The sequence below is a fragment of the Segetibacter koreensis DSM 18137 genome, assembly GCF_000374045.1.
Classification (GTDB): Bacteria; Bacteroidota; Bacteroidia; order Chitinophagales; family Chitinophagaceae; genus Segetibacter; species Segetibacter koreensis.
The window spans coordinates 106,075-132,530 of the sequence record NZ_KB893322.1 but is presented as its reverse complement, the minus strand read 5'-3'; the positions used below and the strand labels follow the sequence as shown (position 1 = coordinate 132,530).

The window sequence follows — 26,456 nt, the reverse complement described above, 5'->3', positions numbered from 1 at the left end:
TCAGGCTCTTCTAATAAGGCCTAATATCAAAGCTATAACGGCCAGTACCAACAGTATATGGATTAGACCTGATACACTGTACACAAAGACACCCAATAGCCACCCAATAACTAAAATTACAGCAATAATATACAGCAGACTTCTCATAGTAAAAATTTAATTGTAATAAATATACAAAAAACCTTACCACTTGAAAAGAGTGCTTTAATCATTTATAAATAATTGATTAAAAAGCAAATAGACGAGTAAAAAAATCCACACCACCATTTAGTATAATCCATTGGCATGAACTTACTGTACATATTATAATCGTACACCATGAAATTTTTAAAAAAGTTTTTTCACGTTATAAAAGGAACTGCAAGCGCTTTCAGCCAGGATAACTGTGTGAAGCTTGGTGCATCGTTATCTTATTATACCATTTTTTCTATAGGCCCCCTTTTAATTATTATCATATCATTATCAGCTATTTTTTATGGCCGCGAAGCGGTGCAGGGAAAATTATACGGCCAAATTAGTGGTCTCTTAGGCAGCGATGCGGCGGTGCAGATACAGGATATTATTAAAAAAAGTCATCACGCAAATAAGGGCTTTTTAGGAACAATTATAGGAACCGTCGTATTATTCATTGGTGCGACAGGTATTTTTACAGAGATACAGGATTCAATAAACTACATATGGTCTTTAAGGGCTAAACCTAAGAGAGGAATTATTAAATATTTAATAAACAGGCTTCTTTCTTTTTCTCTTATTGTAAGCCTCGGTTTTTTATTACTGGTTTCATTAGTCGTCAGTGCTTTGTTAGACGTTCTTAGTGATCGCCTTACTCTCTATTTTCCGCATACCACTGTTTACATTTTTTATGTCATTAATCTCACTATCATACTAATAATTATAACCGTTTTATTCGCGATTATTTTCAAAGTTTTACCAGACGGAAGAATTAAATGGAAAGATGCCGCGATTGGGGCAGGATTTACTGCTATTTTATTTATAATTGGTAAGGCAGGAATTGGTTACTATCTCGGCCGGTCTAATCTTGGCGCAACGTACGGCACGGCAGCATCTGTAATCATTATTTTAACCTGGGTCTATTATACTTCTATTATTCTCTACTTTGGCGCTGAATTTACAAAAGTGTATGCCTTAGAGTATGGAGGAGGAATTGTTCCTAACGAAACGGCAGTTTTTATAATAAAAAGGGAAGCAAAAGAAATAGAAACGATTCCGGCTAAACTTGCAGGTAAAAATAATGAAGCAGCTACTGCTTGATAAATCCCGATAATTTTTTTAAAAGGAAATGAATAACAATTGACTCCTTTTTGGTGTTTTTTACTTAGTTAGATTTTTTCATTACAAATATTTAAGATTATGGTACAACAGCATTTAGAAAATCAGGAAGCAGTTAGAAAACTAACCGAACTGGTTGAAGAAGTAAAAATTTGCATGTTTGCAACAGTTCAGGAAGACTACTCTCTTCGTAGCAGGCCCATGCAAACAATACAGGTAGATAGTGACGGAAATTTGTGGTTTTTTACAAATGAATTTTCCGGAAAAGTTGAAGAAGTGTCAAAAGATAATACAGTGTATTTAATGTACTCACACCCCGGTCAAAATACTTATGTACACGTTAAGGGAAAATGTTCAATAATAAATGACAAGGCTAAAATGAAAGAACTTTGGTCTCCTGTTGTCAAGGCCTGGTTTCCAAAAGGCCTGGAAGATCCTGCTTTGGCATTGTTAAAAGTAGATACAAGTGAAGCAAGTTATTGGGATGGCTCTTCTAACAAGTTTGTTGTATTTTTTAATATAGTTAAAGCCATTGCCAAAGGCGAGAAACCAAATGAAGGCGAGTTTGGAAGTCTAAACGTAAAATAAAGTATGAGGTAAAATAAGCTTTTTTGAAGGTGAAAAGGTGTACTTATTGCCTTTTCACTTTTTAAACCAATTTTATTATCGATAGCGTAAGTAGCGGTAGCATGGATTCTACAGAGAATTGAACCTAGGTAATAAAAATCAGTTACCCTTTTAGGAGTGATATTTCAAAATAAATCTGTATGGAATGATAAAGTTCTACACCTTATTACTGAAAAAATTGAAGATTTAAGTGGAGCAATTTTTACTGCGACAGTAACAGTCCACTAAAAATAAATAGCACAGTTCAGTAGACGTAGCTTCTGCCATCTATGATAGAAGGATCATTCACAATTATGGATTTTGAAAATTACACTAGCAACATAACCATTCTATTTTTATTTAAAACTTATAAACGAAGAGGCTATCATTGTTGATAGCCTCTTTTGTGAAATATTATGTGCTGATAATAAAAATATTAGAATAATCAGCTAGCTTTTTTAAAGCCAATAATAAATGATGTACCTGTACCTAATTCAGATTTTACATCTATGTGAGCATTGTGAGATTGTATAATATTTAGCGTAGACGCAAGTCCTAAACCCATACCATTTCTTTTTGAGGTAAAATAAGGTTCGAACAATCGCTGCATATTTTCTTCACTGATCCCACTGCCATTATCTGTTATTTCTACTATATGCTCCTCGTCTGTTGTATGTATTGCAACACTTAGTCTACCCTTGTCTTCTTCCATTGCTTCGATTGCATTTATTATTATATTCAAAAATGCAAGCTTAATCTTTTCTGGATCAAGCAGAGAAAAGCAATCTTTTTTGGGATAGGAGACTTCTAAAGCAATATGTTTTAAAGTCATGCGATCTAAAGCGGCAGCAATAGCAAAATCCATTACCGATTGTAGTGAAGTTCTCTCAAGACTGATTTGAGAAGAAAGTCTTGATGAGTTTAAAAGCTCTGTTATAAGGTCTCCAATTCGTTTTCCATTTCGCTGTACAATGTCCAGGTACAATTTCGAATCTTCGTCATTTGCCTGCTGTATCAGTTGCTCTATTGAAAGATTTATATTGTTAAGAGGGTTTCTTACTTCATGCGCAAGGGTTCGAACCAGGCGACCCGTTGCTGCTAATTTCTCAGCCTGTAAAGAAGTCTTCTCTGCTTTCTTCCTGCTTGTGTTATCATGTATAATTCCCTGAACGTATTTTTCTCCGTTATTGTTTATCTCTACTGATGCAGAAATAATACAATTCTTAATCTCATTATTTTTAGTCAACAAGTCTGCTTCATAATCGTAAAACTCGCCAAACTCATTTAAGAAATCAGTAAAATAAGATTTATCGCCCTGGTTTTTAAAAAGAGAAGTTACGTTTGTTTGCAGAAGCTCGTCCAATTCATAATCCAGCAACTCAGTGGCTGCATAATTTATATCTACAATATTAAAATCATTGGAAGTAATAAATACAATATCTTTTGATTTTTCAAATATGCTTCGGTACCTTCTTTCGTTGGCTTTTAATGCCTTTATAGATGATGCTCTTTCAAGCGAATACCTGATACAGCGTTCTAATTTTTCGGTATTTAGCTCTGATTTAATTAAATAATCGTACGCACCGCTTTCCATAGCTTTCACATCTATTTCCTGGGTGCCTTTACCAGTTAATAAAATTATGGGCGCTTCGCAGCCTTGAGCAATTGCATCGGTCAACAGGTCCATTCCGGTTTTTATACCTAGCCTGTAATCAACAAAATAAACATCATAATCATTAGAAGTGAGCTTATGCAATGCATCTTTGTAGTTGTATGACCAATCGACTGTAAAATTATTTGCAGGAATGTTTTTTATATATTCAGAAGTAATAAAATAATCGTCCTCATCATCATCAACTATTAGTATCCGCTTTCCTATATTTGGTTTATTCATTTAGTCTTTGGTTTTATTCAACAACGCTTTTTCCTCAATTGTTGTTCCATGTTTTATAACAAAAATAAAAAAAGGGCAGGTTTAACCTACCCTTTTATATATTGTAATATGTGAAAATTACGTGCAGCCGGCTTATAAATCGCTATTGAATTGCTTGTATTGTTTCATTTTATTATACAATGTCTTCCGATCTACATTTAATATTTTAGCAGCCTTGCTTTTATTATAATTTGCCTTTCTAAGAGCTTCTACTATCATTTCATACTCCGCATCAATACTTGCCCCTTTCAGACTGTGTTCATTTATTTCTACCTGTTTTGGAAAAGGTTGTTCTGTGGTAGTTGGGGACACATAAGTATTTTCGACTGGCTGGGGTGGAGCTTCGTATTGCTTAGTTTGAATAGTAGAGGGAGCTTCTTCGACAGTTTCGCCAAATTGCAATTTTGTAAAATTACTGATTTCAAAAGGCAATACAGTAGGCATAATGTAGTCGCTGTCACAAAGCAAAGTGGCTCTTTTCACTACATTTTTCAATTCTCTTAAATTGCCTGGCCATACATATGATTTAAATATAGCCTCAACTTCCGGCGTGAACCCTTTAATATTTTTATTCAATTCATCATTCGTCAACTTAAGAAAATGCTTTGCAAAAATCATTATATCATATTTCCTTTCTCGAAGTGGAGGTACTTCGATACTGAACTCATTGAAACGATGATACAAGTCCTCTCTGAATTTCCCTTTACGTGCAGAATCTAACAGACGTTCATTACTGGCAATAATAATACGCACATCAAGATCTATGTCTTTATTACCACCTATTCTGCGCATTTTTCTTTCCTGTACTACTCGCAAAAGCGCAACCTGAACGTCGTAGGTTAAATTAGCAACTTCATCAAGAAAAATGGTACCGCCGTTGGCTATCTCAAAGCTTCCGATTTTTTGATTTAATGCACCGGTAAAAGAGCCCTTTTCGTGGCCAAACAGCTCACTTCCTGCTAATTCTTTAGATAATGCACCGCAGTCTATGGCAACGAAAGGCATATCTTTTCGCTTACTTCGTTTGTGTATTTCCTGCGCTATTGCTTCCTTACCACTTCCGCTTTCTCCATAAATAAGAATGCTGTAGTTAGTAGGTGATACAAGATCTATCTGTTTTAATATATTTTTAAATTCAGGACTATCGCTAAATATATATTGACCTGATGTAATCGTTTTTCCCCGACCATTGCTTTTCTGGTCATCATCGGCTGTTAATATTGTACCGCTTGTGGTCGCAATTTCAGGTTGCGAAGCTGTCTTTTGTAAAGCTGTTTTTATGCTCAGCAATATCTCGTCTGGAAATAAGGGCTTCGTTACATAGTCATAGGCCCCTAATTTCATTACATCTACAGCTACCTTAATATCGCTGTACCCGGTTACTATTATAACAGGCGTTCGTGGATATTTTTCCTTAATCTTTATTAATAGTTCTTTTCCATCAATATCTTCGAGCCTGAAATCGCAAAGCACAAGATCTGGTTCACTTTGCTCAAGTTCTTCCAGTGCTTTTTTTCCATTATGTGCAAGTGTTACTTCATACCCGTTTTTTGTTAAAAATCGCTTCAGGAGCAGACACATATCAACATCATCGTCAATTACTAAAATTTTACTCATTTTGAAATTTAATACACAAATTTAATTCTTTTTAAATTTAAGCCCACATTCTTCTTAATTGTGCAACTGGAATTTGTAGTTGCTCGCGGTATTTGGCGATAGTTCTTCTCGCTACGTTTATTCCCTTATTAGCTAAAATAGAGACGAGTTGCTGGTCGGTATATGGATTTAGTTTATCTTCATTTTCAATTACCCCTTCTATTGCCGACTGTATAACGCGATTGCTGATAACTTCCCCTTCTTTATTTATAATTCCTTCGGTAAATAAATTTTTAAGAAGAATAATACCGAAAGGCGTGTCAACATACTTATTTGAAGTAACCCGTGACACGGTCGAAATATCAACACCTACTTTGTCTGCAATGTTTTTTAAGATCATAGGTTTTAGCAGGCTAACTTCTCCCGTTTTAAAATATTCTCTTTGCAGATCAACTATTGCCTTCATTATCTGCATCATCGTTCCTTCCCGTTGCTTTATGGCATTTACAAACCACTGCGCAGAACTCAGCTTGCTTTTCAGGTATTGAGTTGCAGATTTATCGCGATTAGCACTTGCAAACTGAACAGTCTCCATCAAAGACTGGTTGATGTATAAAGAAGAAGATCGAGACTTATACAGGTTTACTTCTATGTCGCCCCTCTCGTCATCTACTGTTAAGATAAAATCGGGAATGATGTTATTATTAACAGTCGTTCCCTCGAACTCTTCAAGTATTGGTTTAAGCTTAAGCGATGCCAGCAAGCGTAAGATAATCTTCAGTTCTTCCTCATCAATAGAAAGAGATTCCATTATCTTTTCCATATTGCGATGAGAAAGATCTGCATAATGATTTTCGAGCAGTTTAATTGCCATTTTTACATCAGGCCCTTTTTTCGCCATATGATGCAGCTGCAGCAAAAGGCACTCTCTTGTATTTTTTGCGCCTACTCCTACCGGGTCGAGCTGATGAATTATTTGAACGACTTTTTGAAGATCTTCGGTTTCAACAATAACGCCATGTTTAAAAGAAAGATCATCTGCCATATCTTCAAGGTCTTGTAACAAAAAACCGTTGCAGTTAAGGCAATCAATTATATAATCGGCAAGTTGAAGTTCTTTATCAGAAATGCCCATATATCTTACCTGCTCTTTAAGAGATTCTCTAAAGTCACTAAAGGCCTTGATGGGAACGTTTGGAATAGTTTCGCTGTTGAAGTAATTTTCGTATTCCATTTTGTAATCGGGCACGTCATCATATCCGTGTTCTTCCCAATCCTCATAATCCTGTACGCTTTCTTTTGCAAATTTTTCAACTGCCACAGTTTCTTCCTCTTCATTAACCTCAAGCAAAGGATTTTCTTCCAATTCATCCTGTATACGCTGATCTAACTCTAAAACATTTAGGTGGAAAATGTTCAGCATTTGAATTTGCTGAGGCAATATTTTCAACTGCTGTTTTTGGGTTTGAATTTGGGTGAGCATATTGATTATCTGTAGTTTATGTTTCGAAATAATAGAATCCAATACAACACCAAACTTGAAAAATGTGTAAAAAAACCATAAATATTTAGGTTATAGACCGTTGTATATTAAGTAAAGGTATTATTTATAACAAGCACAAAAATAATATTTTAAATAAAAGCACTACTGTAGAAAAGTTTCCACATGAAAAGATATTTTTTTATTTTTCTTTGTAGTAAAGCTCCAACTTTGAAAAACCGCCTTTTATTTATTTATATCGCTTTTGGGTTATCTTTTGCTGTCATTATCACAATTTCTCTCTCTTTACTACAAAAGTTTACTTCTATCATAAAAAGTAATTCATCTGTTGAACATACTTACGAGGTAAAAAACCAGCTATTAAAGGTACAATCAGATTTAATTGAAGCAGAGAACAGCCAACAGGTTTTTTTGCTTACAGAAGATACTTTGTTATTAAAGCCGCTTTCTAAAACTCAAATAACCATCTTTGAAAAGATAGACTCTTTAAGACTACTTACAAAAGACAACCAGGAACAACAAGTTTTAGTAAAGAAGCTAAAGGAAACAGTTTCTTTACGATACCAGATGTTATATGCAACAATCGATTATGCTTCAAATGGCCAGCTTAATTTATTTCTTAAATACCGGGAAAGGGGTAATAAGATAATGCAGCAGTTTATGAAGTTGTCGCAGCAAATGGATAATGTGGAGTCAAACCTGCTGCAGAAAAGAAGGAAACAGAAAAGTATTGTCGAAGTAGCAGCACCTAAAAATCTGGCGCTTATACTTTTGGTTTCGTGCCTGTTCCAGGCAATTTCTTTTTTAGTCATCATTAAAGATTTTAAAAGAAGAAGAATTCATCAAAGAATACTAGAGCAGAAAATAAACCAGCTAAATGTCACAAATGCTGAGTTAGAACAAATCGCTTTTGTAGCGTCTCACGATTTACAGGAGCCGTTAAGAAAAATAAGAACTTTTACTGACAAATTGATAATACAATATAAAGGAGTTTTGCAAGAAGAAGGTCAAATAATTGTAGACAAAATTTCATCTTCCTCGCAAAGAATGCAGGAACTTTTGAACGATCTTTTAAATTACACGCATGTAACAAAAAATGAAGAAGAAGTAACGCTGGTTGATCTTCAAAAATGTTTTGATGAAGTGAGGCAAGAATTAGACGGGGTAATACAACAAAAAAAAGCGACGATAAAAGTGGAAGAATTGCCGGTAGTAAGCGGTCATTTTAAACAACTTTTTGTCCTATTTTACAATTTGCTTGATAATTCTTTAAAATTTTCAAAACCCGGTGTTTCTCCTGTTATAAATGTGATTGCTTCAAAAGTTTCGGGCGAAGAAATTAATTCTTCAAGTTTTTTTACTAAAATAACAGTAAGCGACAACGGAATGGGCTTTGAAAAAGAGTTCAATAAAAAAGTGTTTGTTATATTTAAAAGGCTCCACGCCAATAATTCTTTCCCTGCCGGAAAAGGAATAGGACTGGCGATCTGTAAAAAAGTGATGCTAAATCACAACGGATTTATTACTGCAAAAGGAGAAGCAGGAATCGGTGCTACATTTAATCTTTACTTTCCTGCTGATAGCAGTAGATAAAGACAAATGATAGGTTAATATTATTTAACTCTTTTGTGTTTTCTGATTATTACTCCTATATTTTTACTATAGAAAAGTATAACGTCTTCAAAATGTAATTCTACCCCCGGCAACAGTACACACTGAGTCATACATTCTAACGCATTTTTTAAAAATCTTCCAGATGCTTTCATAGGTATTACTTGTAATATGGCTAATAAATAAAATATTATACCTGATGATACGTGGAAGCAATCTTATTGAGGAATGTAGAAAAGGTTTCACTAACAGTGAGAGAAAATGGTATGATTATTTTACTAATGAGAATGGTAGAAATAACATTTAAAAAACCTAAAAAATTATTTTATGTTACGCTGGACAATCACCTTTTTAATCATCGCCATTATAGCGGCTGTTTTTGGCTTTGGCGGAATTGCTGCCGGCGCTGCAGGCATTGCAAAAGTACTATTCTTTATTTTTATCGTATTGTTTCTTCTTTCTCTTATTTCGGGAAGAAAAACTATAGATTAATAAGTAAAGTAAAAAAGATATATAAAAAAAGTGCAGATTATGCTGCACTTTTTTTATATATCTTGATGGTCTGATACACAGAAAATAAAAAAACCGCTTTCTTTAAAGCAGTTTTTTTATAAGTTTCATCGTTACTGGGACCCTGCACCCGCACCTTGCTTCTTCGCCTTTTCAATTAAATTTTCATTCGCGTAAATAGCAAATTCAACTCTTCTGTTCTGAGCCTTGTTTGCTTCTGTATCATTGGGAAATTTCGGTTGTGTTTCTCCGTACCACGCAGTTTTTATTCTTTCTGCTGCCACATTTTGGGTTTCAAGATAATCGGCAACAGCTTTTGCCCTTTTTTCAGATAATTCCATATTGTGCTCAGCAGAACCAGAAGCATCGGTATGACCTTCAATCAAAATATAAGAATCAGGGTATTTTTTAAAAACTTCAGCAAGATTTTTAATTTTTGATTGCGCAGTTGTGCTGATTGTCGACTGGTCTACATCAAATAAAACTCCTGATTCAAAAGTTACATTAATACCTTCTCCCACACGTTTTACTTCCGCCCCCGGAATTTGGGCTATTTCTGTAGCTTGTTTATCCATTTGTTTACCAATAATGCCGCCGGTAACACCTCCTACTGCAGCGCCTATTATTGCTCCTAAGGCCGTGTTATGTGCAGCTTTACCCACACCTGCACCAACGGCTGCACCACCTGCTGCACCTATAACTGCACCTTTTTGTGTCTTATTCATGCTTTTACAACCTGAGACCAGTAAGCCGGCAAATACAAGAAAAACTATGAAGTGCACTACATTTATCTTTTTCATGATAAGTATATTTATTGAATTAATAAAAATTGCCCCGGTAGGGGCAATACAATTATTTAAAATAGTTTATAATCCGAAGTTTACCCCTACGTTCAATTGTAAGTTTCTGTTATGGTTTTTTATAGAGGCGTCTTTAGTAACATCTGAAAGCCCATGTAAATAATTAATATCGGCAGTAAACCAGCTGTTCTTAACCAACCGATAGTTAAAACCTGCACCGGCGGTTATACCAACGTCTGATGAATTATACAGGCTTTTGACATTTACACCATTTGTCTTTGCAGATGACAAAAAGCCAAATGAAGGACCTGCAAAAATCTTTGGTCTGAATTGATTTCCATAATTATTGAAAAAATATATAGCTTTTAGTGGAAATCTAAAATAATTAAGGTCGAGAGCGTTAGCTGCGCCTGAGCCTGTTTTCACACCTTCATATGAGTACTTCGCATCTAACCCAATACCAAAATGTTCGGTAGCACTATATACCATTGCTACACCCGCATTTGCAGCTAATTTAAATTTTGCGTTGTTAGAATTGGAGACCCATGTATGGCCAAACCCTGCGTTGGGACCCAATGAGAATTTGCTTTGTGCCATAGCTGTAAAACAAAAACTACTGCAAATAATAACTGCTAATAATAACTTTTTCATACTAATTCGATTTTTCAAGTATTAAGCAATATCAATGCCGACTTTATCATTTTATTGTTCCTATTACAATGAAAATCAATATTTTTGAAAGGTTTTACTTGTGTTTTTTCTGTAAAAAGCTTAGAGGAAAGACAGGTTCGTTTTTTACTTTTATTATTAAAAAAACAATTTTTCAAATTCAACTTTGAAAAACTAGTCACGCACACACAATGCGCAGATTGCGTGAATTTTTGTACATATTTTTATTAACTTTTATCCAGCGTTGTGAAATTGTTTCTACAAGTATGATCATTTTTTGAAAATGTTTTCGTAAAACGATTGGCAGTATTTTTTCACTTTAAAATTTATGGGTAAGAAGAAAGTATTAATAATAGATGATGAGGTCGATTTTTGTTTACTAATGCAATTCTATTTATCCAAAAAAAATTGCGATGTTAGTATTTCACACACCCTGCAGGATGGATTACTGCTTGTGCATGATTATTTGCCCGATATAGTGATACTTGACAACAATCTTCCTGACGGTTTAGGTTGGCCTGCTGCTAAAAATATTATCGACGCCGCTCCTGGAGTTCACTTGTTCTTGATAAGTGCTAATAAGATTGGAAATAAACCTGATTATAGCAGTTGTGATACAAAAATTGATGTAGTGGAAAAGCCCATATCTATCTCGCAAATAGATAAGTTTTTGAAATAAGCAGAATTTAAGATGGAGGTATAGTTTTTTAGTTGCATTAATACTATTAATTCTTAAAAATTCTTTATGGAAGAATCATATAACGTAGATACGAATAGTTCAGAAGATACTAAAACTTCTTCAACTGATGGAAAGAGCAATAGCAAAACTACCGGAGATAGCCAGGTACAGGATGGAGAAGGCGTGGTAGAGCATGAAGAAGAAAGACCATACGAAAAAGCAGATGATGAGCAAGAGTACATTGAGGAGGCAAATAATAACACAAAGGTCGCAAATGAAAGCCCTGTACAGAATGGAAAGGGGATGACAATGCTCAACAGCACCATTATGAGTGATGAGGATGATGATGACAGCGATGAAGATGATGACAGTGATGACGACGATCCTTTTACAGAAATTGAGATAGGAGATGATCCAGATGATACAAAGAAGAAAATTCCGGTAATGTAGTTTTGTTTTAGGAGTAAGAGCTGCCTGATTTATATGATCGGGCAGCTTTTTTATTTATGACAAGTGAATGATTTATGTTTAGTCAAAATGGCTGACCGTGAGTTGAACGTATGACCAACGATGATAAAAGAGGAAACGAATGCATGGATTTAAGAAAAAGTGACGTAGAAACTTCTCCACCAAAAAGCTTTTGTACATTTCTTCCCATCCACAATCTTTTGAAAAAATGTCTTTTCCAGGTTTCACTGTAATCTTTTTCCATCTGCCTCCTAGAAATGCTATTTATAAGAAAGAGGTGTATTTTTTCAAAAGCTAATTTTGCTGAATGCATTGCCATACTCATTCCGTTTCCACACAACGGACTTATCATTCCCGCTGCGTCTCCCAGCATTAATACGTGATTTTCAACCTGCAATTTTTTATCAAAACTTATTTGAGAAATGGCAAGAGGCTCTTCGTATAAAAATTCAGCCGAATCAAAAATTTCTTTAAGCAATGGATTTTTATATAAGACCTGACGTTCCATTTCCGAAACAGAGTTTCCACAATTTTTTAGGTTTTGCGCTGTAGTTAGATAGCAAAGACAACTTTTATCTTCTTCAATCTTCGAGATTCCACAGTAGCCCTTATAAAAGTTGTGCAAATAAATATGATCTGTAGGATGGTTATAACGAACGTGGTATTTTATACCGATATAATTATTTAAGGAATTAGGCTTTTGCCTTGTAAAAGTTCTGTTCCATTTAATATCAAGATTACTTCGTTTTCCAAAAGTGCCAGCCGCAACTTTAGCCCTTACTGTTTTTTTTAAGCTGCAAATTGTAAATTCCTCGTTGTTATACTCAATACTATTTACTTTGCTGTTTGTGCAAATCTCGACTCCTTTAGTTAAAGCAATATGATAGAGTAAACTATCCAAAGAAAAGCGGCTGACACCAAATCCCCCAAGCGGAAGATTAAAAGTATAAGCTTCACCCTTAGCGTCTGTTACTTGCAGGGTTTTTATAATAGGTAAATTTAACTCAGGTAATGGAACCCCTAATGTTTGCAGGAAATCCCAGCTTTCAAGGCTTATGTATTCGCCGCATACTTTATGAAAAGGATATTCTTCCTTCTCGAAAAGTATTACGTTATAGTGCTTTTCAACGCATTGAATAGCGAGACATAGGCCGGCAAGTCCACCGCCAATTATGGCAATATCATATCGCTTATGCTCCTTCATGTTCATACATTATAAGGTAACGAAAAGCCCATTTCCACGTCACTGTAGCCTTGCCTGTCCTTGCTTCACTGCATAACCTCTTCAATTCATTCCTCTTAAATCCTCTTGCAACACTTAAAGGTGCATCACTTTTTACAAGATAAGATTTTGAAAAAAGCCGGGTTAACAATTTAATAGAATGATATGCGAGGAAGTTTCGATGCAAATCATTTATAAAAAAGCCGATTTTACTATTCTGTTTCATCCAGTTAATTTGTAATATTAGCTCCTCATCAGCAAAATGATGGCAAAACAAGCTTGAGAATATGATGTCGGGCTTGGTGTCGAAAAGCACTTTTTTATAATCATTTGTTATCCATGTCGTTGAAGAAAGAGTTTTACGGCTTTTTGCATAATCGATACATTCTTCTTTTATATCGATGCCGGTGATTAAAAGTTGAATATGTTTTTTCTGGCACCAATTGTATATTGCTACCAGATTGTCACCTCCTCCACAGCCTATTTCACAAACAGAAATTTCCTTTTTTCCACGGGATAAAAGTTTAAAAGCAGCAACAGTTATGGCATGACCACCGAGCCATGTATTAATAAAATCCAGTTCCTTCATATTCTGCTGAATATCAGCAAATGGAATTTCGTCCTGGTCGAGCAATTCTTTTTGATATGACCTCCGTGAAAAAGTCATTCTTTTGAGGCAATAAAGGTTTCCATTGTTAGCCCCGGACCAAATGCAACACCGAATATTTTAGCGGGTTTTTCTTCCAAACCTTGCATAATTTCCTTCAATACAAATAGTATTGTAGGCGAAGACATGTTGCCATATTCTGAAAGAATTTTCCGGCTGCACGAAAGGTCTTCCATACTTAATGATAGCTGTTGTTTTATCACCTCCAGTATTTTTTTGCCACCGGGATGAAGACACCAGTGAGTAATTTCATCCTTTAGCAAATCACAATGTTTCAAGGCCTTACTTACTAACTCCGATATATCTTCGTGTATCAGTTGAGGAATATAGGAGCTAAGCTTCATTAAAAAACCACTGCTGCTCAACTGCCACGACATATCTTCCTTGCCTTTGTAACAAATCTCGGAATAGAAACTTTTTAGCGTTAACGCATTACCAGAAGTCACTGTATTGGAAACGAGTACTGCAGCGCTTCCATCACCAAACAACAAACTGCTGGAGGCATTGTCCTGTGTGTACTCTTGTTGAAAATGAATGGTGCAAAGTTCAGTACACACAACAACGACATTCGCATTTGGCGAAAAATCACAGATCATCTGCGCCATTTTGAGCGCATGAATGGCAGCATAGCAACCCATAAAATTAACGGACGTACGGAAAAGATTAGATTTAAGCTGCAATGCTTCTGCAATCTGTAAATCAAGACCAGGAGCGCTCATGCCAGTACAACTGACCGTAATTAAGTGAGTAATTTGACCCGGATCTATAAAACCGTTAATTGCATTTTGTATAGCAGCAACAGAAAGCTCAGGCGCATATTGCTGAAACAGTCGCATTCGGTCATCAAGAGAAGGGCTATAATCCGGAATGATAAAATCCCATTCATTTTCCGTCTTTGTAAAATCATTTAAAACAGAGTATCGTTGTTGTATCTCGCTTTGTTTATATAGAAAAGCCAGCTTACGCGCTTCACTTTCACCCAGCACGTACGCCTTTTGCATAAACTTCAAAATCTCGTTTTGCTCATGGCAATACTCAGGTAAAGCTGTTCCTATTGATATTATTTTAGCCAAATTTATGAATAAGGATTATTGTTAAAAATGCAAGACTGGTACATGTACTGGCAATCCAGTTCATCCGCATAGTATGCTGAAAATCCGCCTTGTTTTCGTCTTTCAACACCTGCAAAAACCATTGCATAAAATATACGAGTACCGGTAATAAAAAGATTAATAAAACAATAAACGGCGTATAAAGTTCGCGACCACTGTAGTATAAATATAAAATTAGCATCGCCAGCAAATACATGATTCCGCAAAAAATAAAAGTTCCTTTTTTCCCCATCAGCATGCTTATAGTAGTGACGTTATCTTTTTTATCTGCCTCATGCTGGTAGACCTGGGTAATAGGATAAAAGCCACCGATTAAAAAAGCAGCAGCCAATAAACCCATCCATGACATATGATTTGTAAGGAAAATATCTGAACCATGATATACCATAAAAAAAGTAAGCGCTCCCTGGTTTACGATCACGGTTAAGTATCCTATAATTGGATATTTCTTTAACCTTACACCTCTATAACTGTATAATCGTGAACAGACAATATAAATAAAAATACATGTAGCAAACAATGTGGAAATAAACAACGACAAAGCAATCGCAATAACATCCATAATAACAGACGCCAGAAATAATTGCTTTGTAGGTGTCAGTGGCTTTTTAAGACCACCTATACTGCCTGCATCTCTATCCATAAAACTATTATAACCATTGCTTGAAGGATAAATCAACAGGTGAAGGATAATAAATACGAGTATTGCCCTTGGTAAATATATATTTTCTACAAAACTTAATGCAAACCAGTAAACAGGCATCAAAAACCAGGAAAAATGAAATCGTAGCAGTTGTATTGTGGAGCGATGAACCAAAGGTATTTTTATGGATAAATATAATGCTTAATCTATTAATACCGATAAACAGGTTGATTAAAACAAAAAAGGTGTAGAGCTAGTATTTTTTACTAGCCCTACACTCCATGTTATTATTTATTCTATGACTGGCTCGTGCCTTTTGCAGCGCCTGCAATTATTCCCCCGGTATTGCTGTCTGTGGAGTCGGGCGCTTCATTTGCCCTGTCTTCTACCCGTTCACTATCACGTTGCGCTGTCCCATAACTGGCCGAACTGCCTGCTCCACCTACTTTATCAAGAATTACATTAGGCTGAGGTTTGTTTGCTTCTTCAATTTCCTCTTCTGTAAAGGTTGTACCCTGTACTTTAACCTTATGTTCGCTATTTTGCTTGTCTTCTTCAATATTTCCTAAAGAAGACTTTATATTGTCTTTTTCGTCGAGCCTGTCAAGGCCACTATTATCTTTTATCATAATTGTTATTTTTGCAATGATCTAAAATACTATTTGCTGAAAATTATATGCCATCTTTTACAGAAGTCCGTATAATTCCAGTTGATTAAAGTCACTGTGAAACTTTTTTCCCGCTTAAAAGTTTTACTATTTCTACATTTTTCTGTAGTTAATCATTTAAATTAAAATTATTACCTTAACACGAGCTCCTTAGCAATAACAGAGAAAGAAATAAATGATACGACTTAAAAATGTAAGTAAATTTTATAAAAGCACAAAAGCGGTAGATGATATTTCTTTCGAGGTAAAAGAAGGTGAAACTGTAGTGCTGCTGGGTACAAGCGGATGTGGCAAAACAACTACACTTCGTATGATAAACAGGCTGGTAGAACCATCTTCGGGAAAAATTGTTGTAAACGGGCAAAACATACTCGAACAGCCTGCAGAAAAAATGCGGCGGGGAATAGGTTATGTTTTGCAGCATCATGGGTTGTTTCCGCACTACACAGTTGCCGAGAATATTTCTATTGTTCCTAACTTGTTGAAATGGAGTAAAGACAAAATAATTAACCGGACCAGGGAATTACTGGAAAAATTGCAATTGTCGCAAACATTGGGAGATTTATATCCGTCGCAGCTAAGTGGAGGTCAGCAACAAAGGGTAGGACTTGCCCGGGCGTTGGCGGCATACCCGCCGGTTTTATTAATGGATGAACCTCTGGGAGCGCTTGACCCTGTTACACGTGTAGGCATTCGAAAAGAATTTACAACCCTCGATGAATTGAAACGTAAAACGATCTTAATGGTTACACACGATGTGCAGGAAGCTTTTGAATTAGGTGACCGTGTCTGCCTCATGGATAAAGGTAAGATTGTGCAAATAGGGAAAGCAACAGATTTGTTATTTAATCCTATAAATGATTTTGTACGCTCTTTTATAAAAGAACAACATTTTCAGCTTGAGCTTGAAAATATTTTTATTAATGATATTTGGTCGCTTTTGCCAAAAGCGATTGATGGAACTAATGAAAACAAAATTTCGCCAGAAAATAGTTTATGGCAGGTCTTAGAAACTGTATCAGCCAGACAGCAAGGTTTTGAAAGATTTGTTTCTATTAATAACAATGATAAAAAACAAATTGAAATTGCTTCGTTAATGGCAGCTTATACACAGTATAAAAATTCGTTTAACCATGAATGAGCAACAGCAAACCCTCTGGAACTTTATGGCTCAGCAATCAGATAAATTGCTGCAGCAGACCCTTGCTCATATCGGGTTAACCTTTATTTCATTGTTTTTATCAATATTAATAGGAATCCCTACCGGTATCTGGATAAGCAGAAAAAAGAAATGGAGCGGTCCAGTACTTGGAATTGCCGGGATTTTACAAACCATTCCAAGTATCGCACTGCTTGGTTTCATGATTCCTCTTTTAGGTATCGGGGCAAGGCCTGCTATTGTTGCACTGATGCTGTACGCTTTTTTGCCTATTATCCGAAATACTTATACAGGAATAATTGGAGTAAATGCAGCCGTAACCGATGCAGCAAAAGGAATGGGAATGAGTCCTTCGCAAATTCTTTTTAAAGTAGAACTTCCTCTGGCTATGCCTGTTATTCTTGCAGGAATTAGAACCGCAACGGTTATTAATGTTGGTGTAGCGACGCTCGCCGCCTATATTGCTGCCGGTGGGCTAGGCGAATTTATATTTGGCGGAATTGCATTGAATAACACTAATATGATTTTGGCCGGAGCTATTCCCGCTGCTTTGCTTGCCATCATTTTCGATTTTCTTCTTGCAAAAGCACAACATTTTAATATAAAAAAAGCAAAAACAGCTTTTATAGCTATTCCGATAATTTTAATTGCTCTTTCGTCATTTTACCTGCTTCCTTCAGCTATTGGTAGTAAAATGCTTGCCGGCTTTACACCCGAATTTATGGGCAGAAGCGATGGTTATCTTGGGCTGAAAAATAAGTACGGATTAAACATCAGAACAGTAGTTATTAGTGATGCTGTTATGTACAAAGCAGCTTATGAAAAACAGCTTGATGTTATTAGCGGTTACAGTACAGATGGCAGGTTAAAAGCGTATGATCTTGTTGTGCTTAAGGATGATAAAACAATATTTCCACCGTATTATGCTGCACCTATTGTAAGGGAAGAGGTTCTAGAGAAATATCCTGAGCTTGAACCTGCATTAAATATTCTGTCAGGAAAAATTAACGATTCAATAATGACAGAGCTTAATTATAGAGTAGACTACCTTAAGCAATCACCGGAAAAAGTAGCTAGGGATTTTTTGACTCAACAAAAACTGTATAAAAAACCCCGGAATGGAAAAAAGGGAATAATACAGATGGGGTCAAAAATATTTGGAGAACAATATATTTTATTACAGATATATGCTATTTTGTTGAAAGGAAATACAGATTTAAGTGTAGAAACAAAAACTGGATTAGGGGGAACTAAAATTTGTTTCGATGCTTTAACAAATGACCAGATTGATTTGTATCCTGAATATACCGGAACAGGATTGCTGGTAGTTTTGCAGCCAGACAACCATACTATTCAAAGTATAATTGGAAACAAAGAAAGCGTATTTGATTTTGTGCAAAAAGAGTTTATGAGGAAATACCATATTAAATGGTTGAAACCTATTGGGTTTAATAATGCTTATACATTAATGATGAGAAAAAAGCAGGCTTCGGATTTAAAAATTCGAACCATTTCCGAATTAAAAATGTATATAGATGACAATTGAAAAAATGACTGTTTTAGATAGATATATAGCTGTAAGAAAAAGAACTGAAGACATTTGTGAACCGCTGGAAACTGAAGATTATGTTGTACAGCCTGTAGCCGATGTCAGTCCACCGAAATGGCATATTGGACATACAACATGGTTTTTTGAGACTTTTATTTTAAAAAACTTTTATAACGGATACCAGGAGTTTAATCCTGATTATAATTATGTATTTAATAGTTATTACGAAACAGTTGGTGCAAGAGTAATACGCACCGATAGGGGAAACTTAAGCAGGCCAACAGTTCTGGATGTTAAACGCTATCGCAAATATGTTGACGAAGCCATGATAAAGCTGATAGAATGTGGCTGCAGTGAAGATGTGGAAGAATTATTGGAGCTTGGATTTAATCATGAAGAGCAACACCAGGAGCTTTTGTACACTGATATAAAATATATTCTTGGTAATAATCCATTATTTCCTTCATATAAAAAAGATGCTTCTAAAACTATTAAAAACACTTCTGTCGGAGGCTCGATAATTATTGATGAAGGGATATACGAAATAGGGTATAACGGAAATGGTTTTTGCTTTGATAATGAATTGGGCCGACACAAAGTTTACCTGCCTCAATATCAAATATCAAAGAATCTAATTACCAATGGTGAATTCATTGAATTTATTGAAGCAGGAGAATATAGAGATTTTACACTATGGCATGCAGAAGGTTTAGATTGGGTAAAAAACAATAATATTCAATCTCCTATGTACTGGCATCTGGTGGATGGCAAATGGCATCATTATACTTTAGAGGGATTGATACCTGTTGATGCGGAAGGCATACTTAATCACATCAGTTTTTACGAAGCCTCAGCATTTGCAGCATGGAAAGGAATGCGTTTGCCGACTGAATTTGAATGGGAAGTAGCCGCCGATAAATTTGAATGGGGTAGCCGGTGGGAGTGGACCGAGAGTGCTTATCTGCCTTATCCTGGCTTTAAAAAAGCACCAGGAGCAATTGGTGAATACAACGGCAAATTTATGGTCAATCAAAAAGTACTGCGCGGAGCCTCTGAGGTAACTTCTCCCGGGCATAGCCGCAAAACTTACCGCAACTTTTTTCATCCGCACCTGCGCTGGCAATATACCGGTATCAGGTTGGCACAATAAAAAATCATGAATCAATTCTTAGAGGATGTTTTGAAAGGATTATCTGCAAAAGATAAATTTCTTCAATCAAAATATTTTTATAATGCGGAGGGTGATGCATTGTTTCAAAAGATAATGAAGTGTAAGGAGTATTATCCTACTAAATGTGAAATGGAAATTTTCACAAAGCAAACAGATGAACTGGTATCAATCTTAAGCAGGCATAGCAAAGAATTTGACATAGTAGAACTAGGCGCAGGCGATGCAACAAAGTCAGTTCATTTGCTCAAAGGTCTTTTAGCTAAAAAGGTAAAATTCACATATTTTCCTGTTGATATTTCTGAAAACGTTATCAACCTGCTTCATTCAACCCTTCCTAAAAAACTTGCCGGATTGCAGTTTCATGGCTTAAAAGGCGAGTATTTTGAGATGCTTGAAAAGGCCAAAACATTATCAAATAAAATAAAAGTCGTTTTGTTTCTAGGTGGCAACATAGGAAACGTGCCGATGGATAAAGCAGGAGATTTTTGTAAATTGATGCGACAACATTTAGTACCTGGAGACCTTGTTTTAGTTGGATTTGATTTAAAGAAAGACCCTATAAAAGTTCTTGACGCTTATAATGATAAGTCAGGCTATACAAGACAATTTAATCTTAATCTCTTAAAGAGAATAAATAATGATTTAGGTGGAAATTTTAAAATAAAAAATTTTTATCATTATCCCACTTATGACCCCGCGACAGGAGCATGTAAAAGTTACGTTGTAAGCGCAAAAAATCAAAAAGTAGAGATTGCAGATAACACGTTTAATTTTGCAGAAGGGGAGACGATATTTATGGAAATAGCCCAGAAATATACATTAGAACAAACGGATGAATTAGCAAAGAAAAGTGGCTTTACACCAAAGGCTCATTTTTTTGACGCAAAAAAATGGTTTTTAGATACGATTTGGGAGTGTGTGTGAGGTTCAATTATTATTTAACTGAAAATGAATATTGAATTTTGGTACTGTCAGTTTGATTATTGAGGATACAAAGACATCCAACGGGGGAGTCTTTATAAGTATAATTGGTTCAGCTAACCGAAATTGATATGGAAACAATTATTGAAGAAAAGGACAAGGCGAAAATAATAAAAGAGATTTTGGATAAGATCGACTCGGACTATAGCGTTAGTGTTGGAGATGTTCTTGCGAAGTTTAGGGATCAAAAACAAAATCAAAGTCCGAGGTATGACTTACGTATAACGGCTACATTGATGGAAGGTATATGTTCAAAAATAACTTCCATATATATAGACCAATATCAATACAAAATAATTCCAAGAGGAGAAATTACTCAATGCATCATAACAAAAAATCCAAATTATAAGCTCAAGTCTTGGCATGAAAAATACCCTGTTCGATATGAATGGTTTAAAGGGGTAATTACTGGTATAATCACTTTGGCAGTAGCCATTATAATATGGCTAATAGATAAGCAGAAAGGAGATAAAGAATATAAGGAACTAAAACAGCGATTGGACTCCGTAGTCTACAAAATGGATTCACTTTCTAAATCTTCACTCTCTCAAAAAGCTTATAAAAAACAATAATTTCATGATAATCTGATTCACGTATTTGTGACTGTTTAGGATTTTTACATGGGTAAATTTAAATGGCTCAGCACCACACTATAAAAACTGCCTAATGCCATCAATAAGCAATCCAGGGAGAATCCCTATTCCCAGTAACAATAAAGCCAGCACAACCAGTGCTGTATAAGTGACGAAATTAAAAAAGGGATGAAGGTTTTTCTCTCTCAATCCTGCTGCCGGTGCTTCTGCAAATAGTAAGCTGATAATACGCAAATAGTAATACAAGCCAAGGACACTTGTTACTACTAGTACAATCACAGGGAACCACAACTGTTGTTGAACACCAGAAGTTAATACCATAAATTTTCCCATAAATCCCCCGGTAAGCGGAATACCTGCAAGGGATAACATAACAACAGTAAGAACGGCAGCCAGGATTGGGTTTTGCCAAAATAACCCACGATAAAAATCTGGGCTTTCAGCATCTTTTTCTTTTGTCGATAGCATAGTAATACAACCAAACGCTGCCAATAAAGTAATCGAATAAGCAGAAAGATAAAAAATAGCCGCTTGCACACCTGCCGCATTCCCCGGCAAAAAAGCAACCAGCAAATAACCGAAATGAGCGATTGATGAATAGGCCAACAATCGTTTAATATTCTGCTGTTGCAGGGCAAGTACGTTACCGATAATCATTGATACAATAGCGAGACCCGCAAAAATGTAAAGAGCCGAAGGATATTTTTGTAATTGAACTGCTTGTGCAAAACGCAGCAATACGGCAAAAACACCGATTTTTGATACTGTTGCTATAAATGAAGTAACCGGTGATGGAGCTCCCTGGTACACATCTGCAGCCCATAAATGAAAAGGCACTAATGCAAGTTTAAACCCGATTGCAACAACCATCATTCCCATGCCGGTAATAAATAGGGGAGAATATGAAGTACTAATTGTACGGGCTATTGTGGCAAAATCCATAGTACCGGTTTCCATGTAAATAAGAGCCATACCAAATAAAAGAAAAGCGGATGATAAAGCCGCGAGTACAAGATATTTCATCCCGGCTTCTACAGCATTATTACGGGTACGCAGATAGGCAATAAGTGCATATAAACTCACGCTTAAAATTTCCAATCCTAAGAAGAAAGAAATAAAATGTCTGCTGATAGTAAGGGTGGCAGCACCTAGCGTACTAAGAAAAAGAAGGATGTAATATTCTTTTGGATTTTCTTCCCGTTCTTCAAAATAAATAAAAGAAAGCAGTCCTACGACCAAAACACAAAAAACAATCAAGCCTGTAAATACTGCTGCAAACCCATCAACGACAAATAGCGGCGGCACGTCAACAGGCAGTCTATCTCGAACATACCACATAGAAAAAATGACTAAACACATCATCCCAAAACCTGTCACCTGTATCAGTGTATGACTTTGTTTAAATGCTATCAGCAATATCACAACCACAGAAGCTATGGCAAGTACTATAAAAGGAAGTAATCCATAAAATTGAAGTGATGTCATAACTTTAAATTAAATAAGTTTAAAGCATTTGTTTTTCTCCCTTTAGGGCCGGGGCTCATCTTCTTACAACGTCATTCACCATAGTCTTCGCCATGTCTATCACCGGTTGCGGATACAACCCTAACAAAACAATGCTTATCGTTAATACTGACATGATAACGATTTCTCTCACACTTAAATCTCGCACAGCTTGTTGAACCGCAACCGGTCCAAGAAATACTTTTTGCATTAGACGCAAGGAGTACAACGCAGAGAAAACTAATCCGAGGGTAGCAATTACCGTTAAAGGCACATTTACTAAAAATGTCCCCATTAATATTAAAAACTCGGCAATAAAATTTCCTAATACCGGCAATCCCAAAGAAGCCATTGTGAATAATAGCGCTACCCCTCCCATTCGCGGCATGGACGTCCACAATCCTCCCATTCTTCCGATGTCCCTTGTATGCAGCCGTTCCTTTAGCATGCCTGCCATCACGAACAGTGCCCCAGTGCTTATTCCGTGGGTAATTATTTGCATCACAACTCCCTGCATCGCCATTTCAGTAAAAGCGAAAATTCCCACTAATACAAACCCCATATGGCTTACTGAAGTATATGCTATCAACCTTTTTATATCTGTTTGTGAAAAAGCCATCATAGCTCCATACACAATGCCGATTACTCCAAACAATATTGCCCACCATGCTATACCTGCTGATGCATCTGGAAACAATGGCAACACAAATCTTATAATTCCATATGCGCCTGTTTTTAGCAGCAATCCGGCAAGTATTAGACTGCCTGCTGTCGGTGCTTCACTGTGTGCGTCAGGCAACCAGTTATGAAAAGGAACCATTGGTAATTTTATCACAAAAGCGATGAGAAAACCAGACATAATCCAACCAGCGGCAGAAGGTGTAAGTTTAGTATTTAACAGGCTTAAATAATCATAAGAATAAGTTCCCGTTTGCGCGCCATGAATAAAGTACAAAGCAAGTATAGCAATCAGCATTAGTAATCCGCCGGCTTGAGTAAAGATGAAAAATTTGTAAGCTGCGTATCTTCGGTTGCTATCTCCCCAAATTCCGATTAAGAAAAACATCGGTATCAGCATAACTTCCCAGAAAAAATAAAACAGGAATAGGTCGAGTGCTACAAAGACGCCACTAATTCCAGCAAGGGTCCATAAAAGGTTGAAATAATAAAATCCTATCCGTTCTTTTATCTCGTTCCATGAACAAAGGACAGCCAAGATTCCAAGGAAAAAAGTAAGCAACAATAAGATGGTACTAAGACCATCTAATGCAAGATGAAAGGTGATACCAAAAGAAGGAATCCAGTTTGCCTGGAAATTGATAAACCACGCATTTGAACCAGTTGATGTTGTTGTTGGATGTTGCGACCAAATATTACTAATTAGAGCAAAATCGATTAATACCGCCAGTAGTGCTATCCATTTGGTAAGTTGAATATTCCACTTTGCTGTTAACCAACAAAGAAGTCCACCAACAAGTAAAATTGATATCATTATTCCCAATATCATAACATAAGTTGTAAGGTTAGGATGAATAGAATTCCTATTAGCACACCTGCCACATACCACCTCAACGAGCCGTTTTGAGAAACTGAAAAGGATTCATTTAGCTTGCGGCTTCCCGACGCAATGCCCTTGTACAACTGGTCAAAAAAGTCTGATTTATTTATAGAGGTGAGGTACACAAAAGGCCTTACAAAAATGAGGTTATTCAACCAATCAAACCCCCATCCTTTATACAGGAAGTTACGTACATCCCTCATTTCCGGCATCTGTCTCCATTGTTCAATTAAACGAGTGTCGCGGTAATACAAAGAATATCCCGTATATATTCCTAAAAGCGTGGTTGCTATTGCTATCAGCTCAAAAATAATTTCGGATGGTCCGGTTTCCTGTACAATCGTTGCAGGTAAAACTTTTTGTACGAGGTCTGAAAAAAGTGTCACGTGCATCATGTTATGTGGCCATTCAACGAACCCGGCTATAACACTCAGAACAGCTAATATAATTAATGGCACTGTCATTACCCTACCGGGTGGATGCCCGATTGGCGTTTTCATTTCTCCCCAGAAAACAATAATCATAAGGCGGGTAGTATAAAAAGCAGTTATGTACGCGCCCAAAAGAGCAACTACCCAAAGGATTGGATGTCCGTTATCGGCTGTCCAGGAATAAAATAATATTTGGTCTTTACTAAAAAAGCCGGCAGTAATGAAAGGCAGGGCAGCCAATGCAGCGGAGCCCGCTAAAAAAGTCCAGAATACAACAGGCATCCTGTTTTTTAATCCACCCATTCTAAAAATATTATGCTCGTGGTGGAGGGATTCAATGACGGCTCCAGCAGCAAGGAATAAAAGGGCTTTAAAAAAAGCATGCGTAAAGAAATGAAAAATAGCCGCACTCCATGCACCTACACCTAATGCAAGAAACATATATCCAATCTGACTAATAGTGGAATAAGCTAAAATTCTTTTGATATCTGTTTGAACCATTGCGCTCGTACCTGCAACGAATAAAGTAACCGCTCCAACAACCGCAGTAATACTCATTGCTAGTGGAGACAATTCGAAAATAGTATGCATTCTTGCTATTAGATACACACCGGCAGTAACCATCGTAGCTGCATGTATCAACGCGCTTACCGGTGATGGACCTGCCATCGCATCTGGTAGCCATGTTTGTAATGGTAATTGTGCTGACTTGCCCATTCCACCTGCCAACAGTAATAAAGCAATAGTTGTTATCCTTGCCGAACCTTGCGTAAAATGTGTGGTGGAATTATTTAAAATATCAGGAATGTTTAGTGTACCTAATTCTTTAAACAGCAAAAAAAGACCAATAGCCATTGCAGTATCTCCGATGCGGGTGATATAAAAAGCCTTGTTTGCTGCCTGTACATTCGCAAGTGTTTCATACCAAAATCCAATTAATAAATAACTACACAAACCCACGCCTTCCCAACCTAAGTACATCAATAAAAGGTTGTCGGCAAGTACCAATATAAGCATTGAGCAGACAAACAGATTCATACTTGCGAAGAACCGCGCATAATCCCTGTCATCATGCATAAAGGCAGTTGAATAAATATGAATAAGTGCGCCAACAAAAGTGATGATAAATACAAATACAAGCGACAAGGCATCCATTCTAAAATTGATAGCACAGGAAAAATTTTCAGTCTTAATCCATTGCCATAAAGTTTGTGTGTAAGCGTTATCAGGAGGGTTTTGCAAAAATTGGATTCCGATAATAATGGTAAGAATAGCTGCTAAACTCACTGTCCCTGCACCAATCCAGGCTATTAATTGTTTAGGCAAACGTCTTCCTGCCAAGGATAAAATAAGGAAACCAATTAGTGGCAAAGCAGGAATAAATGCAATCAAATTATTCATATCATCTGAATTGATAATTGAAAATTGAAAGTTGTCTCGTCACTGCGGGGAACGAAGCAATCCGCTCTTTACATTGAAAACTCTGTTTATCGTCATCAGATTGCTTCGTCGTTCCTCCCTGCAATGACGAACACA

Annotated in this window: 26 protein-coding genes; 12 read left to right on the top strand and 14 right to left on the bottom strand. The window is 36.3% G+C overall.

Translation table 11 applies throughout. The features are described 5' to 3' along the window. Nucleotides 1–147: a lmo0937 family membrane protein gene (locus B154_RS32285; protein WP_157580620.1), complete on the bottom strand. Its 147-nt coding sequence runs from the start codon at nt 145–147 to the stop codon at nt 1–3. Between the two features lie 171 nt (nt 148–318). Here B154_RS32285 and B154_RS0109630 point away from each other — a divergent pair, with 171 nt between their 5' ends. Together B154_RS0109630 and B154_RS0109625 are read left to right on the top strand one after the other, a co-directional pair. Continuing rightward, the gene (locus B154_RS0109630; RefSeq protein ID WP_018613774.1) at nt 319–1,272 is read left to right on the top strand and encodes a YihY/virulence factor BrkB family protein; all 954 of its coding nucleotides are present in this window, start codon (nt 319–321) and stop codon (nt 1,270–1,272) included. Nucleotides 1,273–1,371: 99 nt separating this feature from the next. Next, nucleotides 1,372–1,878, top strand: a complete 507-nt coding sequence (locus B154_RS0109625) for a pyridoxamine 5'-phosphate oxidase family protein (protein ID WP_018613773.1) — start codon at nt 1,372–1,374, stop codon at nt 1,876–1,878. 463 nt (nt 1,879–2,341) lie between these two features. Here B154_RS0109625 and B154_RS0109620 read toward each other — a convergent pair whose 3' ends face one another. The 3 genes from B154_RS0109620 to rpoN form a co-directional block, all read right to left on the bottom strand. Beyond that, entirely contained in the window at nt 2,342–3,790 is a 1,449-nt protein-coding gene (locus B154_RS0109620) for a hybrid sensor histidine kinase/response regulator (protein WP_018613772.1), read from the bottom strand. A gap of 132 nt (nt 3,791–3,922) precedes the next feature. Further along, entirely contained in the window at nt 3,923–5,446 is a 1,524-nt protein-coding gene (locus B154_RS0109615) for a sigma-54-dependent transcriptional regulator (RefSeq protein ID WP_018613771.1), read from the bottom strand. Nucleotides 5,447–5,483: 37 nt separating this feature from the next. Next, complete coding sequence (gene rpoN / locus B154_RS0109610) at nt 5,484–6,908, bottom strand: RNA polymerase factor sigma-54 (protein ID WP_018613770.1); 1,425 nt, start codon at nt 6,906–6,908, stop codon at nt 5,484–5,486. Between the two features lie 183 nt (nt 6,909–7,091). Here rpoN and B154_RS30665 point away from each other — a divergent pair, with 183 nt between their 5' ends. Then, on the top strand, nt 7,092–8,519 hold the full coding sequence (locus tag B154_RS30665) for a sensor histidine kinase (protein WP_018613769.1): 1,428 nt from the start codon (nt 7,092–7,094) through the stop codon (nt 8,517–8,519). 345 nt (nt 8,520–8,864) lie between these two features. Beyond that, nucleotides 8,865–9,029: a DUF1328 domain-containing protein gene (locus B154_RS31335; RefSeq protein WP_018613767.1), complete on the top strand. Its 165-nt coding sequence runs from the start codon at nt 8,865–8,867 to the stop codon at nt 9,027–9,029. Nucleotides 9,030–9,160: 131 nt separating this feature from the next. Here the strand turns inward: B154_RS31335 and B154_RS0109595 are convergent, their stop codons facing one another. Both B154_RS0109595 and B154_RS30660 read right to left on the bottom strand, forming a co-directional pair. Continuing rightward, nucleotides 9,161–9,847 carry a YiaD family glycine zipper/OmpA-like lipoprotein gene (locus B154_RS0109595; protein WP_018613766.1) on the bottom strand — a complete coding sequence of 229 codons (687 nt, stop codon included), beginning with the start codon at nt 9,845–9,847 and terminating at the stop codon, nt 9,161–9,163. Nucleotides 9,848–9,913: 66 nt separating this feature from the next. After that, nucleotides 9,914–10,498, bottom strand: a complete 585-nt coding sequence (locus B154_RS30660; protein WP_018613765.1) for a porin family protein — start codon at nt 10,496–10,498, stop codon at nt 9,914–9,916. A gap of 346 nt (nt 10,499–10,844) precedes the next feature. Here B154_RS30660 and B154_RS30655 point away from each other — a divergent pair, with 346 nt between their 5' ends. Then, nucleotides 10,845–11,195: a response regulator gene (locus B154_RS30655; RefSeq protein WP_018613764.1), complete on the top strand. Its 351-nt coding sequence runs from the start codon at nt 10,845–10,847 to the stop codon at nt 11,193–11,195. A 66-nt stretch (nt 11,196–11,261) separates the two neighbouring features. Next, nucleotides 11,262–11,645: a hypothetical protein gene (locus B154_RS0109580; RefSeq protein WP_018613763.1), complete on the top strand. Its 384-nt coding sequence runs from the start codon at nt 11,262–11,264 to the stop codon at nt 11,643–11,645. An 82-nt stretch (nt 11,646–11,727) separates the two neighbouring features. Here B154_RS0109580 and B154_RS0109575 read toward each other — a convergent pair whose 3' ends face one another. Genes B154_RS0109575 through B154_RS0109560 form a run of 4 tightly spaced genes read right to left on the bottom strand, consistent with a single transcriptional unit; the run spans nt 11,728 to nt 15,427 of the window. Beyond that, nucleotides 11,728–12,867, bottom strand: coding sequence for an NAD(P)/FAD-dependent oxidoreductase (locus tag B154_RS0109575; protein WP_018613762.1), 1,140 nt, complete (start codon nt 12,865–12,867; stop codon nt 11,728–11,730). After that, nucleotides 12,854–13,552, bottom strand: coding sequence for a methyltransferase domain-containing protein (locus B154_RS0109570; protein WP_018613760.1), 699 nt, complete (start codon nt 13,550–13,552; stop codon nt 12,854–12,856). The genes B154_RS0109575 and B154_RS0109570 overlap by 14 nt, the downstream gene beginning before the upstream one ends. Beyond that, nucleotides 13,549–14,625, bottom strand: coding sequence for a type III polyketide synthase (locus B154_RS0109565; RefSeq protein ID WP_026260082.1), 1,077 nt, complete (start codon nt 14,623–14,625; stop codon nt 13,549–13,551). The genes B154_RS0109570 and B154_RS0109565 overlap by 4 nt, the downstream gene beginning before the upstream one ends. Next, on the bottom strand, nt 14,618–15,427 hold the full coding sequence (locus B154_RS0109560; RefSeq protein ID WP_018613757.1) for a UbiA family prenyltransferase: 810 nt from the start codon (nt 15,425–15,427) through the stop codon (nt 14,618–14,620). Before B154_RS0109560 ends, B154_RS0109565 begins: the two co-directional genes overlap by 8 nt. Here B154_RS0109560 and B154_RS32745 point away from each other — a divergent pair. Further along, a complete protein-coding gene (locus B154_RS32745) occupies nt 15,406–15,558 on the top strand; it encodes a hypothetical protein (protein WP_018613755.1) in 153 nt (50 codons plus the stop codon). The two genes, B154_RS0109560 and B154_RS32745, sit on opposite strands and share 22 nt — an antisense overlap. A 45-nt stretch (nt 15,559–15,603) precedes the next feature. On the opposite strand, the gene B154_RS0109555 is transcribed toward B154_RS32745, so the two are convergent. Beyond that, nucleotides 15,604–15,936: a hypothetical protein gene (locus tag B154_RS0109555; protein ID WP_018613753.1), complete on the bottom strand. Its 333-nt coding sequence runs from the start codon at nt 15,934–15,936 to the stop codon at nt 15,604–15,606. 214 nt (nt 15,937–16,150) lie between these two features. Here B154_RS0109555 and B154_RS0109550 point away from each other — a divergent pair, with 214 nt between their 5' ends. The 5 genes from B154_RS0109550 (at nt 16,151) to B154_RS0109530 (ending at nt 21,407) form a co-directional block, all read left to right on the top strand. Next, nucleotides 16,151–17,116 (top strand): ABC transporter ATP-binding protein, encoded by a 966-nt coding sequence (locus B154_RS0109550; protein WP_018613751.1) that lies wholly within the window; start codon nt 16,151–16,153, stop codon nt 17,114–17,116. Then, complete coding sequence (locus B154_RS0109545; RefSeq protein WP_018613750.1) at nt 17,109–18,680, top strand: ABC transporter permease/substrate-binding protein; 1,572 nt, start codon at nt 17,109–17,111, stop codon at nt 18,678–18,680. Before B154_RS0109550 ends, B154_RS0109545 begins: the two co-directional genes overlap by 8 nt. Beyond that, entirely contained in the window at nt 18,670–19,833 is a 1,164-nt protein-coding gene (gene egtB / locus B154_RS0109540; protein WP_018613749.1) for an ergothioneine biosynthesis protein EgtB, read from the top strand. Before B154_RS0109545 ends, egtB begins: the two co-directional genes overlap by 11 nt. 6 nt (nt 19,834–19,839) lie before the next feature. Continuing rightward, nucleotides 19,840–20,778, top strand: coding sequence for an L-histidine N(alpha)-methyltransferase (locus B154_RS0109535; RefSeq protein ID WP_018613748.1), 939 nt, complete (start codon nt 19,840–19,842; stop codon nt 20,776–20,778). 128 nt (nt 20,779–20,906) lie between these two features. Continuing rightward, nucleotides 20,907–21,407 carry a hypothetical protein gene (locus tag B154_RS0109530; protein ID WP_018613747.1) on the top strand — a complete coding sequence of 167 codons (501 nt, stop codon included), beginning with the start codon at nt 20,907–20,909 and terminating at the stop codon, nt 21,405–21,407. A 78-nt stretch (nt 21,408–21,485) separates the two neighbouring features. Here the strand turns inward: B154_RS0109530 and B154_RS0109525 are convergent, their stop codons facing one another. Genes B154_RS0109525 through nuoL form a run of 3 tightly spaced genes read right to left on the bottom strand, consistent with a single transcriptional unit; the run spans nt 21,486 to nt 26,321 of the window. Next, complete coding sequence (locus B154_RS0109525) at nt 21,486–22,913, bottom strand: NADH-quinone oxidoreductase subunit N (protein ID WP_018613746.1); 1,428 nt, start codon at nt 22,911–22,913, stop codon at nt 21,486–21,488. A 55-nt stretch (nt 22,914–22,968) separates the two neighbouring features. Next, nucleotides 22,969–24,438, bottom strand: a complete 1,470-nt coding sequence (nuoM, locus tag B154_RS0109520) for an NADH-quinone oxidoreductase subunit M (RefSeq protein ID WP_018613745.1) — start codon at nt 24,436–24,438, stop codon at nt 22,969–22,971. After that, nucleotides 24,435–26,321: an NADH-quinone oxidoreductase subunit L gene (gene nuoL, locus B154_RS0109515; RefSeq protein ID WP_018613744.1), complete on the bottom strand. Its 1,887-nt coding sequence runs from the start codon at nt 26,319–26,321 to the stop codon at nt 24,435–24,437. Before nuoL ends, nuoM begins: the two co-directional genes overlap by 4 nt. Nucleotides 26,322–26,456 lie beyond the last annotated feature (135 nt).

Coding starts and splice junctions, on each gene's coding strand:
- B154_RS0109595 (WP_018613766.1), bottom strand. CDS start 9,847: ATGAAAAAGATAAATGTAGTGCACTTCATAGTTTTTCTTGTATTTGCC.
- B154_RS0109550 (WP_018613751.1), top strand. CDS start 16,151: ATGATACGACTTAAAAATGTAAGTAAATTTTATAAAAGCACAAAAGCG.
- B154_RS0109555 (WP_018613753.1), bottom strand. CDS start 15,936: ATGATAAAAGATAATAGTGGCCTTGACAGGCTCGACGAAAAAGACAAT.
- B154_RS0109630 (WP_018613774.1), top strand. CDS start 319: ATGAAATTTTTAAAAAAGTTTTTTCACGTTATAAAAGGAACTGCAAGC.
- B154_RS0109620 (WP_018613772.1), bottom strand. CDS start 3,790: ATGAATAAACCAAATATAGGAAAGCGGATACTAATAGTTGATGATGAT.
- B154_RS30665 (WP_018613769.1), top strand. CDS start 7,092: ATGAAAAGATATTTTTTTATTTTTCTTTGTAGTAAAGCTCCAACTTTG.
- nuoM (WP_018613745.1), bottom strand. CDS start 24,438: ATGATATTGGGAATAATGATATCAATTTTACTTGTTGGTGGACTTCTT.
- B154_RS0109545 (WP_018613750.1), top strand. CDS start 17,109: ATGAATGAGCAACAGCAAACCCTCTGGAACTTTATGGCTCAGCAATCA.
- B154_RS31335 (WP_018613767.1), top strand. CDS start 8,865: ATGTTACGCTGGACAATCACCTTTTTAATCATCGCCATTATAGCGGCT.
- B154_RS0109570 (WP_018613760.1), bottom strand. CDS start 13,552: ATGACTTTTTCACGGAGGTCATATCAAAAAGAATTGCTCGACCAGGAC.
- B154_RS0109560 (WP_018613757.1), bottom strand. CDS start 15,427: ATGCCTGTTTACTGGTTTGCATTAAGTTTTGTAGAAAATATATATTTA.
- nuoL (WP_018613744.1), bottom strand. CDS start 26,321: ATGAATAATTTGATTGCATTTATTCCTGCTTTGCCACTAATTGGTTTC.
- B154_RS0109615 (WP_018613771.1), bottom strand. CDS start 5,446: ATGAGTAAAATTTTAGTAATTGACGATGATGTTGATATGTGTCTGCTC.
- B154_RS32745 (WP_018613755.1), top strand. CDS start 15,406: ATGCAAACCAGTAAACAGGCATCAAAAACCAGGAAAAATGAAATCGTA.
- B154_RS0109625 (WP_018613773.1), top strand. CDS start 1,372: ATGGTACAACAGCATTTAGAAAATCAGGAAGCAGTTAGAAAACTAACC.
- B154_RS0109575 (WP_018613762.1), bottom strand. CDS start 12,867: ATGAAGGAGCATAAGCGATATGATATTGCCATAATTGGCGGTGGACTT.
- B154_RS30660 (WP_018613765.1), bottom strand. CDS start 10,498: ATGAAAAAGTTATTATTAGCAGTTATTATTTGCAGTAGTTTTTGTTTT.
- egtB (WP_018613749.1), top strand. CDS start 18,670: ATGACAATTGAAAAAATGACTGTTTTAGATAGATATATAGCTGTAAGA.
- B154_RS0109535 (WP_018613748.1), top strand. CDS start 19,840: ATGAATCAATTCTTAGAGGATGTTTTGAAAGGATTATCTGCAAAAGAT.
- rpoN (WP_018613770.1), bottom strand. CDS start 6,908: ATGCTCACCCAAATTCAAACCCAAAAACAGCAGTTGAAAATATTGCCT.
- B154_RS0109580 (WP_018613763.1), top strand. CDS start 11,262: ATGGAAGAATCATATAACGTAGATACGAATAGTTCAGAAGATACTAAA.
- B154_RS32285 (WP_157580620.1), bottom strand. CDS start 147: ATGAGAAGTCTGCTGTATATTATTGCTGTAATTTTAGTTATTGGGTGG.
- B154_RS30655 (WP_018613764.1), top strand. CDS start 10,845: ATGGGTAAGAAGAAAGTATTAATAATAGATGATGAGGTCGATTTTTGT.
- B154_RS0109525 (WP_018613746.1), bottom strand. CDS start 22,913: ATGACATCACTTCAATTTTATGGATTACTTCCTTTTATAGTACTTGCC.
- B154_RS0109530 (WP_018613747.1), top strand. CDS start 20,907: ATGGAAACAATTATTGAAGAAAAGGACAAGGCGAAAATAATAAAAGAG.